The 15333-nt window shown below is 55.9% G+C and carries 11 protein-coding genes; 5 read left to right on the top strand and 6 right to left on the bottom strand.

Features of this window, described 5'->3' with window-relative positions:
* Positions 1 to 27: 27 nt before the first annotated feature.
* The 4 genes from selA (at position 28) to GA0061071_RS11775 (ending at position 5504) form a co-directional block, all read left to right on the top strand.
* Entirely contained in the window at positions 28 to 1404 is a 1377-nt protein-coding gene (gene selA, locus GA0061071_RS11760; protein WP_088238273.1) for an L-seryl-tRNA(Sec) selenium transferase, read from the top strand.
* Positions 1401 to 3251: a selenocysteine-specific translation elongation factor gene (gene selB, locus GA0061071_RS11765; RefSeq protein ID WP_088238274.1), complete on the top strand. Its 1851-nt coding sequence runs from the start codon at positions 1401 to 1403 to the stop codon at positions 3249 to 3251. The genes selA and selB overlap by 4 nt, the downstream gene beginning before the upstream one ends.
* Positions 3252 to 3337: 86 nt before the next feature.
* A complete protein-coding gene (gene exaC / locus GA0061071_RS11770; RefSeq protein ID WP_088238275.1) occupies positions 3338 to 4876 on the top strand; it encodes an acetaldehyde dehydrogenase ExaC in 1539 nt (512 codons plus the stop codon).
* 142 nt (positions 4877 to 5018) lie between these two features.
* On the top strand, positions 5019 to 5504 hold the full coding sequence (locus GA0061071_RS11775) for a 4Fe-4S dicluster domain-containing protein (RefSeq protein ID WP_088238276.1): 486 nt from the start codon (positions 5019 to 5021) through the stop codon (positions 5502 to 5504).
* A 54-nt stretch (positions 5505 to 5558) separates the two neighbouring features.
* Here the strand turns inward: GA0061071_RS11775 and avtA are convergent, their stop codons facing one another.
* Both avtA and GA0061071_RS11785 read right to left on the bottom strand, forming a co-directional pair.
* Positions 5559 to 6809, bottom strand: a complete 1251-nt coding sequence (gene avtA, locus GA0061071_RS11780; RefSeq protein WP_369407427.1) for a valine--pyruvate transaminase — start codon at positions 6807 to 6809, stop codon at positions 5559 to 5561.
* A gap of 149 nt (positions 6810 to 6958) precedes the next feature.
* Positions 6959 to 8995 carry an alpha-amylase gene (locus GA0061071_RS11785; protein WP_061492539.1) on the bottom strand — a complete coding sequence of 679 codons (2037 nt, stop codon included), beginning with the start codon at positions 8993 to 8995 and terminating at the stop codon, positions 6959 to 6961.
* A gap of 303 nt (positions 8996 to 9298) precedes the next feature.
* Between GA0061071_RS11785 and GA0061071_RS11790 the strand changes: the two genes are divergently transcribed.
* Positions 9299 to 10129, top strand: coding sequence for a protein bax (locus GA0061071_RS11790; RefSeq protein ID WP_061492540.1), 831 nt, complete (start codon positions 9299 to 9301; stop codon positions 10127 to 10129).
* Between the two features lie 43 nt (positions 10130 to 10172).
* Here GA0061071_RS11790 and xylR read toward each other — a convergent pair whose 3' ends face one another.
* The 4 genes from xylR to xylF form a co-directional block, all read right to left on the bottom strand.
* Positions 10173 to 11351: a D-xylose utilization transcriptional activator XylR gene (gene xylR, locus GA0061071_RS11795; protein WP_061492541.1), complete on the bottom strand. Its 1179-nt coding sequence runs from the start codon at positions 11349 to 11351 to the stop codon at positions 10173 to 10175.
* A 102-nt stretch (positions 11352 to 11453) separates the two neighbouring features.
* On the bottom strand, positions 11454 to 12635 hold the full coding sequence (gene xylH, locus GA0061071_RS11800; protein ID WP_061492542.1) for a xylose ABC transporter permease XylH: 1182 nt from the start codon (positions 12633 to 12635) through the stop codon (positions 11454 to 11456).
* Positions 12613 to 14154, bottom strand: a complete 1542-nt coding sequence (locus tag GA0061071_RS11805; RefSeq protein WP_061492543.1) for a xylose ABC transporter ATP-binding protein — start codon at positions 14152 to 14154, stop codon at positions 12613 to 12615. The genes xylH and GA0061071_RS11805 overlap by 23 nt, the downstream gene beginning before the upstream one ends.
* A gap of 88 nt (positions 14155 to 14242) precedes the next feature.
* A complete protein-coding gene (xylF, locus tag GA0061071_RS11810) occupies positions 14243 to 15235 on the bottom strand; it encodes a D-xylose ABC transporter substrate-binding protein (RefSeq protein WP_061492544.1) in 993 nt (330 codons plus the stop codon).
* Positions 15236 to 15333: the final 98 nt, after the last annotated feature.

The following is a 15333-nucleotide window of genomic DNA, read 5'->3' on the forward strand; positions in this document are numbered from 1 at the left end:
AGGGGCAACCAACAGCCAGGCCTTTTCATGACTACTCTTTACAGCCAGATCCCTTCTACCGATCGCCTGTTACGTGACGAGGCGTTCACTTCTCTGTTAGCGACGTTTGGTCACCAGCGCGTGGCCCAGGCGTTGCGCCAATTACAGGATGAAGCGCGTGAGCAGATCCGCACTGCGCAGACACTACCCGACTGGTGCGAAAATTGGGCGGCGGAAACACAACGGCGACTGGAATGCAGCGAAACCAGTGCGTTGCGCCCGGTATTTAATCTCAGCGGGACGGTGCTGCATACCAATTTAGGCCGAGCGATACAGCCGCAGGCGGCGATCGATGCGGTCGCTCAGGCGATGGGGTCACCGGTAACACTGGAGTACGATCTCGATGGTGCCGGACGGGGTCATCGCGATCGGGCGCTGGCCGATCTTTTGTGTCAACTGACCGGTGCGGAAGATGCCTGTATTGTGAATAACAATGCGGCGGCAGTGCTGCTGATGCTGGCCGCCACGGCGGCAGGCCGGGAAGTGGTTGTGTCGCGCGGCGAACTGGTGGAGATTGGCGGCGCATTTCGCATTCCGGATGTGATGCGTCAGGCTGGCTGCGTATTGCATGAAGTCGGCACGACCAATCGCACCCACGCAAAAGATTATCAGCAGGCCATTAATGACAATACTGCGCTGCTGATGAAGGTACACACCAGCAATTACCATGTCGAAGGGTTTACCAAAGCGGTGAGCGAGGCCGAACTGGTTACGCTGGCGCAGGCGTCCGGGTTACCGGTGATTGTCGATCTTGGCAGCGGTTCGCTGGTGGATTTAAGTCTTTATGGGTTGCCGCAGGAACCCATGCCGCAAGCGCTGATCGCCGCAGGCGTGAGTCTGGTGAGTTTCTCCGGCGATAAACTGCTGGGCGGCCCGCAAGCCGGGATTATCGTTGGTAAAAAAGCGCTGATTGCGCAGTTGCAGCAACATCCGCTGAAACGCGCCCTGCGTGCGGATAAAATGACGCTGGCCGCGCTGGAAGCCACGCTGCGTCTTTATCTGCACCCGGAGAAGCTCCGGCAAAACCTCCCGACCCTGCGCTATTTAACACGCCCGGAACCGGAGATCCGCGAGCAAGCGCAGCGTCTGTGTGCTGCGCTGACGTCGCGCTATCATGAGTTTGCTATTCGGGTCGAGGCTTGTCAGTCGCAGATTGGCAGCGGTTCGTTACCGGTGGACAGGCTGCCAGGCGCTGCGCTGACGTTTACTCCCCACGACGGTAGCGGCCGTCGACTGGAAGCGCTGGCGATGCAGTGGCGGTCACTGCCGCAGCCGGTGATTGGCCGTATCTATGATGGCCGCCTGTGGCTGGACTGCCGCTGTCTTGAAAATGAATCCCGCTTGCTGGAGATGTTGCTGAAATGATTATTGCCACTGCCGGGCACGTAGACCACGGCAAGACCACCCTGATTGAAGCCATTACCGGCGTGAACGCTGACCGTTTGCCGGAGGAAAAAAAACGCGGTATGACCATCGATCTCGGCTATGCCTACTGGCCGCAGCCAGATGGGCGGGTGCCGGGTTTTATCGATGTTCCGGGGCATGAAAAATTTTTGTCGAATATGCTGGCGGGCGTTGGCGGCATCGATCATGCCTTGCTGGTGGTGGCCTGTGACGATGGGGTGATGGCGCAGACACGCGAACATCTGGCGATTTTGCAGTTAACCGGTAACCCGGCACTGACGGTGGCGCTGACGAAAGCCGATCGTGTGGATGAGGCGCGTATTGCCGACGTGCGCGAGGAGGTGCAAAACACCTTACGTGCTTTCGGTTACCCGCAGGCGACCCTGTTCGTCACGGCGGCTACGAGGCAGCAGGGGATTGATGAATTACGCGCGCATCTGCTGCAACTGCCGGAGCGGGCGCACCCGGAACACCAACGCTTTCGCCTGGCGCTGGATCGCGCGTTTACCGTCAAAGGGGCAGGGCTGGTGGTGACCGGTACGGCGCTATCCGGCGATGTCCGCATCGGCGATACGCTATGGCTGACCGGGGTGAATAAACCGATGCGCGTGCGTGGTCTGCATGCGCAAAATCAGCCCGTTGAGCGGGCGCACGCCGGGCAACGTATCGCCCTGAATATTGCTGGCGATGCGGAAAAAGAGGCGCTGAGTCGTGGTGACTGGCTGCTGTCGCAGCAACCTCCCGAGCCCACGGAGCGGCTGATTGTCGCCCTGCAAACACATACGCCGCTGACGCAGTGGCAATCTCTGCACATCCATCATGCCGCCAGCCACGTTACTGGCCGCGTGTCGCTGCTGGAGAATGACCTGGCGGAGCTGGTGTTGGATACGCCGCTGTGGCTGGCGGATAACGATCGATTGGTGCTGCGGGATATCTCCGCGCGCAGCACGCTGGCGGGAGCGCGGGTAGTGGCGCTGAATTCGCCGCGCCGGGGAAAACGTAAAACGGACTATCTGAACTGGATCACCGCGTTGGCGCAGGCGACCGATGATGCACAGGCGTTGTCGGTGCATCTGTCACGCGGCGCTGTCGAACTTACGGCCTTTGGCTGGGCACGCCAGCTCAGTCCGGACGGGCTGGAGAGATTACTGAACCAGCCGGGATTTATCCGCGCCGGAGATAATCTGCTCGATGCACCGGTGGCGGCGCGCTGGCAGCGAAAACTGCTGGAAACGCTGGCGACCTATCACGAGCAGCATCGCGAAGAGCCGGGACCGGGGCGCGAGCGTCTACGACGCATGGCACTGCCAATGGAAGACGAAGCGCTGGTATTAACCCTGATTGAGCGTATGCGCGAAAGCGGTGAGATCCACAGTCATCACGGCTGGTTGCATTTGCCTTACCATAAAGCAGGTTTTACCGATGAACAGGCGCAATTATGGCAGAAAGCCGCGCCGCTATTTGGCGATGAACCCTGGTGGGTGCGGGATGTGGCACGCGAAGTCGCGGCCGATGAACAGGTGATGCGCACCGTATTGCGGCAAGCCGCGCAGCAGGGGCTGATTACGGCGATCGTGAAAGATCGTTATTACCGCAACGATCGGATTGTGACGTTCGCCACGATGATCCGCGAGCTGGATCAGGCGCGCGGCACTACCAGTGCGGCGGACTTCCGCGACCGGCTTAACGTCGGGCGTAAGCTGGCTATCCAGATCCTTGAGTATTTTGACCGCATCGGTTTTACCCGCCGTCGCGGCAACGATCATATCCTGCGCGACAAGGCATTGTTTACCAAAGAAAACGACTGAAGTTTTGTTTTAAGTTATTACGGACTGGCGAATATCTCGCCAGTCGCGTCTACCCTTGTAAGGATAACTGTCGCAAGGAGACGCCGATGACCACCTCCCTCTCAACGCCCTCTATCCAGCCCGGGAAATACGGTTTTCCCCTGACGTTAAAAGCCCGCTATGACAACTTTATCGGTGGCGATTGGGTCGCTCCCGTGGCGGGCGAGTATTACCCGAATCTTACGCCAGTGACCGGTCAACCGTTGTGCGAGGTTGCCAGCTCTGGCCCGCAGGATATTGACCTCGCACTGGATGCCGCCCACAAAGCCAGAGCGGCATGGGGAGCAATGTCCGTCCAGGCACGGGCGGCAATATTGCTAAAAATCGCCGATCGCATGGAGCAAAACCTCGAACTGCTGGCGACAGCGGAAACCTGGGACAACGGTAAACCGATCCGCGAAACGCAAGGCGCAGACGTGCCGCTGGCGATCGATCATTTCCGTTATTTCGCGGGCTGCATACGTGCGCAGGAAGGCGGGATCAGTGAACTTGATAACGATACGGTGGCGTACCATTTTCATGAACCGCTCGGGGTAGTCGGGCAGATCATTCCGTGGAATTTTCCGCTGTTGATGGCGTGCTGGAAAATGGCCCCTGCGCTGGCGGCTGGAAACTGTATTGTGCTGAAACCTGCACGTCTGACACCGCTCTCGGTACTGTTGCTGATGGAGATTATCGGCGATCTGCTGCCGCCGGGGGTCATCAATGTGGTAAACGGCGCAGGAGGCGAGATTGGCGAATATCTCGCCACTTCAAAACGCATCGCCAAGGTGGCGTTTACTGGTTCGACAGACGTGGGCCGACAAATTATGCAGTACGCCACACAAAACATTATTCCGGTGACGCTGGAGCTGGGTGGAAAATCACCGAATATTTTCTTCGCCGATGTGATGGATGAAGAAGACGCCTACTTCGATAAGGCCCTGGAAGGGTTTGCCCTGTTCGCCTTCAACCAGGGTGAGGTGTGCACCTGTCCGAGTCGGGCGCTGGTGCAGGAATCCATCTACGAGCGCTTTATGGAACGCGCGATTCGCCGGGTTGAAAGCATTCGTAGCGGTAACCCGTTAGACAACACCACGCAAATGGGGGCGCAGGTTTCACAAGGGCAGATGGAGACCATTCTCAATTATATCGCCATAGGCCAGCAGGAGGGAGCGGACATTCTCACCGGCGGGCGGCGTAAAGTGCTGGCGGGGGATCTGCAAACAGGTTACTACCTGGAGCCGACAATCCTGTTTGGTCAGAACGCGATGCGCGTCTTTCAGGAGGAGATTTTCGGCCCGGTGCTGGCAGTCACAACCTTCAAAACGGAGGATGAAGCCTTGGCACTGGCCAACGATACGCTCTATGGCCTCGGCGCAGGCGTCTGGAGCCGTAACGGGTCATTGGCCTACCGAATGGGGCGTGGCATCCAGGCCGGACGCGTATGGACCAACTGCTATCATGCCTATCCTGCACATGCAGCGTTTGGCGGCTACAAGCAGTCGGGGATTGGGCGTGAAACCCACAAGATGATGCTGGAGCACTACCAGCAAACCAAATGCCTGTTAGTGAGTTACTCCGACAAGCCACAAGGGCTGTTCTGACCCGCGCGTTAACACATCGTTAAGGCAAAGCGCCAGACATGTTCATGCAGATGACAAATCTGGCGACTTTCCCTGCCGCGATCAAAGCGCCGCCATGACGTTTTCTGGCACCCTTGTTTTTTTGTGTCAGGCGGAGTGGAGAATGAACCGTTTTATTATCGCCGATCCGGGTAAGTGCATTGGCTGCCGCACCTGTGAAGTGGCCTGTGTGGTGTCGCACGAGGACAACCAGGATTGCTCGGTCGTCAAACCCACCACGTTTTCCGCACGCATTCGCGTGGTAAAGACCGGTACGTTCTCTACGGCAGTGACCTGCCATCACTGCGAAGATGCGCCTTGCGCCAATGTTTGCCCGGTCGGGGCGATAAGCCGTGTTGAGGGGGCGGTGTGCGTGGAACAGTCCCGCTGTATCGGCTGTAAGAGTTGCATTATTGCCTGCCCGTTTGGCGCCATGCAGGTCACCGTGCTCAATAACCGGGCGCAGGCGCTGAAGTGCGATTTGTGCCAGCACCGTGAGAATGGCCCTGCCTGCGTGGAAGCCTGCCCGACCGGTGCGCTAAGTTGCCTCAACCCGTCAACGCTGCGGGAAAATCGCCTGCGTGGTCAGTTAGCCGGGTGTGTTGCCTGATTACGCGCGTAAAAAAGCCCCCGGTAAGGGGGCGTATTATGCGGTTGTCCGGCTTCAGTTTTCCTGCCAGGCTTTTTCAACTTCTTCGGCGAGAATTTTCACACCCTCTTCGATCAGCGAGGGTTCTGGCACATAGTTCATACGCATGCACTGATGAGTATGCGGCCAGGGCTTATCCAACCCCGGGAAGAAATAATCTCCAGGCACCATCAGGACACCGCGTTTTTTTAACCGCTGATACAGCAGCTCCGTGCTGATGGGCAGATCCTTAAACCACAGCCAGAGGAATATCGCCCCCTCCGGCTTGTGGATCAGGCAGCGCTCTTCAGGTAAATAACGGCGCAGCGTGGCGATGGTTTCCTGCACCCGCTGGTAGTAAAAAGGTTTTATCACCTCTTCGGACAGGCGCAGCAGGTCTTTGCGTTTGATCATTTCGCACATCATTGCCGGACCGATACCGCCTGGTGCCAGACTGATGATGCCGTTCATGTTGCGGATTGCCGAGATCACTTTGTCATTGGCGATAATAATGCCGCAGCGGCTGCCTGGCAGGCCCAGCTTCGACAGACTCATGCACAGGATAATATTCGGGTTCCACAGCGGGCGCGCTTCGCTAAAGATGATCCCCGGAAAAGGCACGCCGTAAGCGTTATCGATCACCAGTGGAATGTTGTGCTGATTAGCCAGCACATCCAGTTTCATCAGCTCTTCATCAGTAATGACGTTGCCGGTCGGATTGGTCGGACGCGAGACACAGATCATGCCTGTCTCTTCGCCAATGTGTAGGTGTTCGAAATCGACGTGGTATTTGAACTGGCCTTCGGGTAACAGTTCAATATTGGGCCGTGCGGAGACGAACAGGTCTTCTTCCAGCCCTGAATCCGCGTAACCGATATACTCCGGTGCCAGTGGGAACAACACTTTTCTGGTGCTTCCATCGGCGCGGCGACCGGCAAACAGATTGAATAAGTAGAAAAAAGCGCTCTGACTGCCATTTGTCAGTGCAATATTCTGCGGCTCAATATCCCAACCTAATTCTTCGCGCAGCATGCCTGCCAGCGCGGTCAGCAGCTCGGTTTTGCCCTGCGGACCGTCATAATTGCACAGCGCATCAGTCGCTTTGCCGTTTTCCACCATCTCTGCCAGCAGCTTGTGGAAATAATCGGTCATCGCCGGAATTTGCGCCGGGTTACCGCCGCCAAGCATGATCGCGCCAGGCGTGCGTAAACCGTCGTTGAGATCCTCCATCAGGCGTGTAATGCCTGCATGGCGGGTGAATTTGTCGCCGAAAAGTGAAAATGTCATCGCTACTGTTCTGCCGGACTGCTGTTCAAAGTGGCTAACCATAGCGCTCTGAAAGGCAGGGTGCAAATTGCACCCCGATGCTCTCTGTCGTACTTTATTCCTGTTCGGTCCAATAATTTGGAGTTATATGCTGATATTTGCCTTATGACTCAGCGCTGCGGCAGCCCGGCCCAAATCACCATCACTTTGTCATTGCCCGATTCGCGAACGAATCCGTAACCCTGCGGCAGCGTTAGCGTTGTCTGTTTCCCTGCGCCGAGCGCCGGATGGCGAGCACGGAACTGGCCCAGTGTCTGCCAGTGGCGCAAGCTCTGGGCGGCGCTACCGTTCAAATCCTGCCAGTTCATATCTGAGCGCGTGCCCTGTAACGGGTCCGAACCGGTGGGGCCAAAGGGACGCGCCGATTCATCGCCGTAAAAGATCTGCACCGCGCCCGGGGCAAGCAGCAGAAGTTCTGCCGCCTGCTGTCCCCCCTCGCGGAACAGGCGGGTGTCGTGCGAGGAGAGATAACTCAGCACGTTGAAGTTCTGCAATTTATCGGCCATCTGCTGCCAGATCGCATCCATATTCGCCAGACAGGGCACAGCACTGGCCGCCTGCTCCTGATAATCGAAGTTGATCATCGCATCAAAACCATGCTGGTAATAGTCGCTGCGCATCACGCCGTGGCCCCAGGATTCACCGGTCATCCAGAAGGGGGCATCGTCAATTTTCTTCTGCGGATTGGCCTGTTTCCACTCCGCCAATGCCTGCGTCGCCTGGGTTTTCAGTTGTTGCCAGGCATCCCGTTCAACGTGTTTGGCGGTGTCCACGCGAAAGCCATCAATGCCATAGTCCCGTACCCATTGGCTCAGCCAGTGGGTGAGGTAATCCCGTGGCGTAAAGCCGCTGATTTCCTGCGCATGGGTATCGGGTTTATGCCGGTAAAAGACCGGCAGACCGGAAGGCGTGGTGGATTCGGTTTTCAGGTCGGGCAGAAACGCCAGCGACATGGTCAGATCGTCAACGCCGGGGCTGTCGTAATCGCCAATGTCGGTGCGGATCCACGCTTTTCCCCACCAGTTTTGCCAGGCGGTTTTATCGCTGAAGTTGATGTAATCGTTAAAGCTGTGCCAGTTCTGTCCGGCCGCGGGACGCCAGTCTGTCCAGTGCTGACCCAGGATTTTCTCGCGCTCACCCTCTCTCAGATAGAGCGCACCAAAGCCGAAGGTTTGCATATCCGCCAGCGTTGCATAGCCGGTGTGGTTCATCACCACATCAAACAGGACGCGGATCCCCCGTTTGTGCGCTTCGTCCACCAGAGTACGGAGATCATTTTCGGTGCCCATGTTGGCGTCGAGACGGGTCCAGTCCTGAGTGTAATAACCGTGATAGGCATAATGAGGGAAGTCCCCTTTGGTTCCACCGCCCACCCAGCCGTGGATCTGTTCCAGCGGTGAACTTATCCACAGTGCGTTGATGCCAAGTTGTTGCAGATAATCCAGTTTGGTCGTCAGTCCTTTCAGGTCACCGCCGTGAAAGGTACCAATGTCCTGCAGACCATCTTTATGCCGACCGTAGCTGTTATCGTTACCCGGATCACCGTTGACGTAGCGGTCGGTGAGCACGAAATAGACAGTCGCGTTGTGCCATTGAAAGGGGGCTGTACCTTGCGTGTCTGCTGACTCCAGCAGTAATAAACCGTCACTGTTTGCGGCTGGCTGTAAGGTGACCTTGCCATCGCGCACGGTAGCCGTGCGCTGACTGTAAAAATCCCGCACCTGACTGCCTTCCGCGAACGTGTTACCTACCGCAATGGTGAGCGGTTTGTCGTCGCGAACCGGGCATTGACGCTGTGCGGTAGCAGGCGTCGCCGCAACGTCATTTTTCACAGTGAGCATCAGCGTGGGTGTGCCGGAGCGGGTATCTATCTGTAACCGATAATCGCCATCGCGGAAGATCCGCCACGGCGGCGCGTGACCGGTACAGGGTATCAGCGACAGCGTCTGGTTCAGTTTAATGCCATCCGCTGGCTGCCAGCACTGTTGACCATCCTGCAAGGTAAAGGGCTGCGCGCCCTTCTTTAACGCAGCTTCACTGTGCCAGACGCCAGCGCCACTGCTGCTGAAGGGCGGGAAACCGCGGACAGTCCAATCGGCGAGCGCGAGCGTGGGCAAAAAAAGCAGTAACAGCGCGGCGTGTTTCATATGCAGTCCCTGTGAGAGCGATTGTGGCTCAGTTTGCCACGATGGACGTGCGGAGAACTCCTCCCGCAAGACGTATTGCGGGGGAGGAGGGGAAAGGGGGATCGAACCCGGTTTATTTGCGATAAACACCACATTTACGGGAGATTGTTTGTTTTATGTGCAGTTTCTCCGTGACATGATTTCAGAATTGGATTATTTCTGTACGTGCTCTTGCAGGCTATTTTTGGTATGATTTGAGATTCAGCTCTCAAAATTGTGCAAAAAAGAAGGTGTTGGAATGTTCATATCCGACCAGGAGACTTAATGATATCGATACCCATGCGACGACCTGGGGCGACGATACTCATGTTTTTCACCCTGATGTTTTCAGGGGGGGTGCTGGCAAAGACACACACAGCAGAAACAGCGAGTCACAAAGCCCACGTCACTAAGGCAAGCGTAAAAAAACAGGCAAGCAGTAAACAAGAGTATTCTCGCAATAGTGTAAATAGCAGTTCACTTCCTGATTTGCGAAAATACCCTTCCGGAACCCCAAGGAAAAAAGCGTTTCTCCGGACAGTAATGCCTTATATCACCAGCAAAAACTCAGCGATTGCAGCCGAGCGTAACTGGTTGCTCAGTAAACAATACGACAGTCAGTGGTCGCCTGCCGAACGCACGCGTCTGAAGGAACTGACCAAACGCTACAAAGTGAGCTGGTCCGGGAATACGCGCCGTATTCCGTGGAACGTGCTGCTGGAGCGTGTGGACATCATCCCGGACAGCATGGTGGCGACAATGGCGGCAGCGGAAAGCGGTTGGGGAACCTCGAAGCTGGCGCGGACGAACAACAACCTGTTTGGTATGAAGTGTGCCAAAGGGGCATGTAAAAATGGGCCGGGTAAGGTGAAAGGTTACTCTCACTTTGAGTCCGTGCAGGAGTCTGTTGACGCCTATGTTACCAACCTGAATACACACTCTGCGTACGCCTCTTTCCGTAAGTCACGGGCGCAGTTGCGTAAAGCGGATCAGGAAGTGACAGCGACCAACATGATCCATAAGCTGCAGGGTTATTCGACCCGGGGCGCCAGTTACAATAACTATCTGTTTGCCATGTATCAGGACAATCAGCAGTTAATTGCCTCTCATATGTAATCTGCCAAATGCCTTCCACCCGGAAGGCATTTTTCTTTGGGCGCTAAATCAGAACTTCACTGTAGCGGTCGCGATAATCTTTCGGCGTGCTGTCGTACTCCTTGCGGAACACGGAATAGAAATACTGCAACGACGGGTAACCGCACATCTGTGAGATTTCGTTGATCGACAACGATGTCGATACCAGCAGACTGCGGGCTTTTTCCAGTTTCTCCGCATGAATCACCGCGTGAATCGTCTCGCCCACCTCTTCTTTAAAGCGCTTTTCCAGATTCGAACGCGAGATCCCTACCGCATCCAGCACCTGATCCACTTTAATGCCCTTACAGGCATGGTTGCGGATATAGTGCATTGCCTGGATCACGGCCGGATCGTTCAGTGAGCGGTAATCCGTGGAACGCCGCTCCACCACGCGCACCGGCGGTACCAGCAGGCGTTGTAGCGGCAGGGTTTCATTATCCAGCAGGCGGTGCAGCAGTTTCGCTGCCTGATACCCCATCTGCCGCGTGCCCTGCGCCACGGAAGAGAGGGCAACCCGGGAGAGATAGCGGGTGAGTTCTTCGTTATCAATACCAATGACGCACAGCTTTTCCGGCACCGGAATATGCAAATGGTCGCACACCTGCAGTACATGGCGTGCGCGCGCATCGGTTACTGCGATGATGCCGGTTTGCGGCGGCAGTGTTTGCAACCAGTCCGCCAGGCGGTTTTGCGCATGCTGCCAGTTTTCCGGTGCCGTGGTCAGCCCCTGGTATACCACGCCGCGGTATTTTTCCTGCGCCACCAGTTGGCAAAACGCGTACTCCCGTTCAGCAGCCCAGCGTTTACCGCTGGAGGCAGGGAGTCCGTAAAAGGCGAAGCGGTGCACGCCTTTTTCTTTCAGATGCAGGAATGCGCTTTCCACCAGCGCAAAGTTGTCGGTGGCGATGTAGTGCACCGGAGGATAATGTTCGGGGATGTGATAGGAGCCGCCGACGCCGACAATGGGGACATCGACATCCGCCAGCAGGCGCTCTATTTCCCGGTCGTCGTAATCGGCGATCACCCCGTCGCCAAGCCACTCTTTGATGTTTTCGATGCGGGCGCGGAAATCTTCTTCGATAAAGATATCCCACTCCGATTGCGACGCCTGCAAATATTCCCCAACGCCTTCAACCACCTGGCGGTCGTAGGCTTTGTTGGCATTGAATAACAGCGTGATGCGATGGCGTTTCTCAAACATGTCGATTCGCTTCCTGAAGATTCGTCAGTTCTGATTACCATATTCAGCACACTGCCGGATAAAAAAGATCCGGCAGTGTGATCGTCCCGGTATTCGTTGTACTCAGGCCCGACGTTTGGTGGCGGAATCCATCCATACCGCCAGCAGTAATATCGCTCCCTTCACGATGTATTGCCAGAAGGTAGGCACGTCCATCATGCTCATGCCGTTATCCAGTGAGGCCATAATAAACGCCCCCATTACCGCACCCGCTACGCTGCCGATCCCGCCCGCCAGGCTGGTGCCGCCAATCACGCAGGCGGCGATGGCGTCCAGTTCGGCGATATTCCCCGCAGAGGGTGAACCCGCGCCGAGGCGCGAGCTCAGGATCAACCCGGCAATCGCCACCATCAAACCGTTAATGGCAAACACCGCCAGTTTGGTGCGTTCCACATTGATACCGGAAAGGCGCGCCGCTTCCAGGTTGCCACCGATGGCGTAAATACGTCGACCAAAGGCGGTGCGGGTAGCCATAAACATCCCGGCCAGCAGCAGGAAAGCCAGCAGCAGAACCGGCGTCGGGACACCACGGTAGTCATTCAACAACCAAATGGCACCAAGCACAATGACCGCAATAATGGCCTGACGGCCAACGGCGGCGGTGGAGGCAGGTGTTGCCAGGCCGAGAGATTGCCGACGAAGGCGCCCACGCCATTGCCACAGCACAAAGACAACCAGTCCCAGTAAGCCGACACCAAAACCGACGCCATCAGGCAAATAGCTCTGACCGATCTGCGACATCGCTGCGCTGGTGGGGGAAACGGTGGTCCCGTTGGTGATGCCGATCAGCACGCCGCGAAATGCCAGCATCCCGGCGAGCGTGACAATGAACGACGGGACTTTGCGGTATGCCACCCACCAACCATTCCATGCTCCCAGCAGTAAACCGAGCACCAGGGTGACCGCCACGGTCAACGGCAGCGGCCAGCCGAGCCAGACATCAAAAATCGCCGCGGCGCCCCCCAGCAGACCCATCATCGAGCCAACGGAAAGGTCGATTTCGGCGGAAATAATCACAAATACCATGCCCACCGCCAGGATGCCGGTAATGGCAGTCTGACGCAGCAGGTTAGAGATATTGCGCGCGCTCAGGTAAGCACCATCGGTCATGCCGGTAAAGAACAGCATGATTACCACAATCGCCGCAATCATTACAAAGACTTGCAAATTCAGGGATTTTAGCCCGGAGAAGACTCCCGGCGATGCGCTGGATAACTTGATTTCAGACGGGTTGCTTTTCGACATGATGTTCGCTCCTCAGCGCCGCTTCCATGACCTGCTCCTGGGTCAGATTACGATTGATAAGATCGGCCTTTAGCTTGCCTTCGTGCATCACCAGCACCCGATCGCTTAGCCCAAGCACTTCGGGCAGCTCAGATGAGATAACGATGACGGCAATCCCCTGCTGCACCAGTTGGTTAATCAGTTTGTAGATCTCGTACTTCGCGCCGATGTCGATGCCGCGCGTTGGCTCATCAAGGATGAGAATGCGTGGGTTGAGCAACAGACAGCGGGCAAGAATGGCTTTTTGCTGGTTCCCCCCACTGAGGCGACCAATCGCCAGCTCTGGTGAGGAGGTTTTGACTTTCAGACGTTGTAAGGACTGCAAAATGCACGCTTGTTCTGCGGCATCATCCAGGCTGCTCAACGCACCGGTGAACTGGTTTAAGGCCGCCAGCGTAATGTTCTTGCCGACCGCCATCACCGGCACAATGCCATCTTTTTTACGATCTTCCGGCACCATGGCGATACCGTGGGCGATAGCCTGCTGGCAGTTAGAAATCTGTACCGGCTGGCCGTCGAGGTAAATGGTGCCTTCCCAGCGACCGGGCCAGACGCCAAATAAGCACTGCACCGCTTCGGTTCGGCCTGCACCAACCAGCCCGGCGATACCGAGAATTTCGCCACGCTTCAGGCTAAAGGAGATGTCGTTGACACGTTTGATATGGCGGTTAACCGGATGCCAGGCGGTGAGATGTTCGACCCGCAGGATCTCATCCCCTGTGGTATGCGGTTCATTGGGATACAGCGCGGTCAGTTCACGACCAACCATCATGGTAATGATATCGTCTTCACTCATCCCGGCTGCGTCGCGCGTGCCGATGTGCAGACCGTCGCGAATGACGGTGATCACATCCGATATCGCTTTTACCTCGTTGAGCTTGTGGGAAATATAGATGCAGGCGATATCGTGATTGCGCAGATCGCGGATGATATCCAGCAGGATGGCGGTTTCCTGCTCAGTGAGCGAAGCGGTGGGCTCGTCGAGGATCAGCAACCGCACCTGCTTGTTCAGCGCCTTCGCGATTTCCACCAGTTGCTGTTGCCCAAGACCCAAATCTCCCACGCGGGTATCAGGCGAAATGGCAAGGCTGACCTGTTTGAGCAGTTTTTCACAGCGTAGCGTCATCTGGTCATAGTCCATTACGCCGTTACGGGTGATTTCTGTACCGAGAAAGATATTCTCCAGTACCGTCAGATGTTTCACCAGCGCCAGTTCCTGATGGATGATGGCAATGCCTTTGCGCTCGGTATCGCGAATATGGGTGGCTTGCAGGGTTTCGCCCGAAAAGACGATCTCCCCTTCGTAGCTTCCCACCGGATAGATCCCGCACAGCACTTTCATGAGTGTGGATTTGCCCGACCCATTTTCGCCGCACAGCGACAGCACCTCGCCCGCATTAAGCCGCAGGCTGACATTATCGATGGCTTTTACCGCGCCAAAGGCTTTGGTGATGTTCTTCATTTCGAGTAAATAAGGCATGGCTGCTCCACGTCATTCGCTGGTATTACAGCGCCCGAAAGAAATGGCGGAGGGCGCGCCTGTCAAAGGAAACGGCGCGCCACCGTGGTCAGAGCTGATTCTTCTGATGGAAACCGTCTTTGATAACGGTCGCGTCGATGTTGTCTTTGGTCACCTCAATGGGTGTCAGCAGGCGAGCCGGAACATCTTTCAGGCCGTTATTCAGCGAAGCATCCGCCTTCGGTTGTTTGCCATTGCCCAGTTCGACGGCGATCTCTGCCGCCGTGTTGGCAAGCTGGGTGATCGGTTTGTAGACGGTCATGGTCTGGCTACCGTTAATCAGGCGTTTCACCCCGGCAAGATCGGCATCCTGGCCAGAGATCGCCACTTTGCCCGCCAGCCCTTGTGCGCTTAATGCCTGAATCGCGCCACCTGCGGTCGCGTCGTTAGACGCCACCACCGCGTCTATTTTGTTGTTATTGGCGGTCAATGCGTTTTCCATTATTTTCAGCGCATTTTCCGGTAGCCATCCATCGACCCACTGATCGCCAACAATTTTAATTTTCCCGCTGTCGATATAGGGTTTTAATACTTTCATCTGCCCGGCGCGGAACAGTTTGGCGTTATTATCCACCGGCGAACCGCCCATCAGGAAGTAATTCCCCTGTGGGACTTTACTGACCAGGCTTTGCGCCTGTAATTCCCCCACTTTTTCATTATCGAAAGAAATATAGAAGTCGATGTCGGCATTATTAATCATGCGATCATAAGCCAGTACTTTAATTCCTTCCTGTTTGGCTTCTTTCACGACATTACTTAATACCTGGCCGTTGTAAGGAATAATGACCAGCACATCAACGCCACGGTTGATCATATTTTCAATTTGCGACATTTGTGTTTCTTCATTACCGTTGGCGGACTGAACAAACACATTGGCGCCGAGCGATTCTGCTTTTTTTACAAAAATATCGCGATCTTTTTGCCAGCGTTCCAGACGGAGATCGTCAATTGCCATGCCGATTTTCACCTCTTTGGCATGACTGGCGACGCTTGCAAGCAGCAGGGAGGCGCAGAGAGTAAGGCAAAGGTTCTTTATCTTCATAATAGTAATACCTTTTGTAGGGTGGTGAGCGAGATAAAAGAAACATGCACTGCTTTGGACGAGCAAATTCTTCACGCATAATCTCAGGCTGGCAATTA

The organism is Kosakonia oryzendophytica (assembly GCF_900094925.1).
Classification (GTDB): Bacteria; Pseudomonadota; Gammaproteobacteria; order Enterobacterales; family Enterobacteriaceae; genus Kosakonia; species Kosakonia oryzendophytica.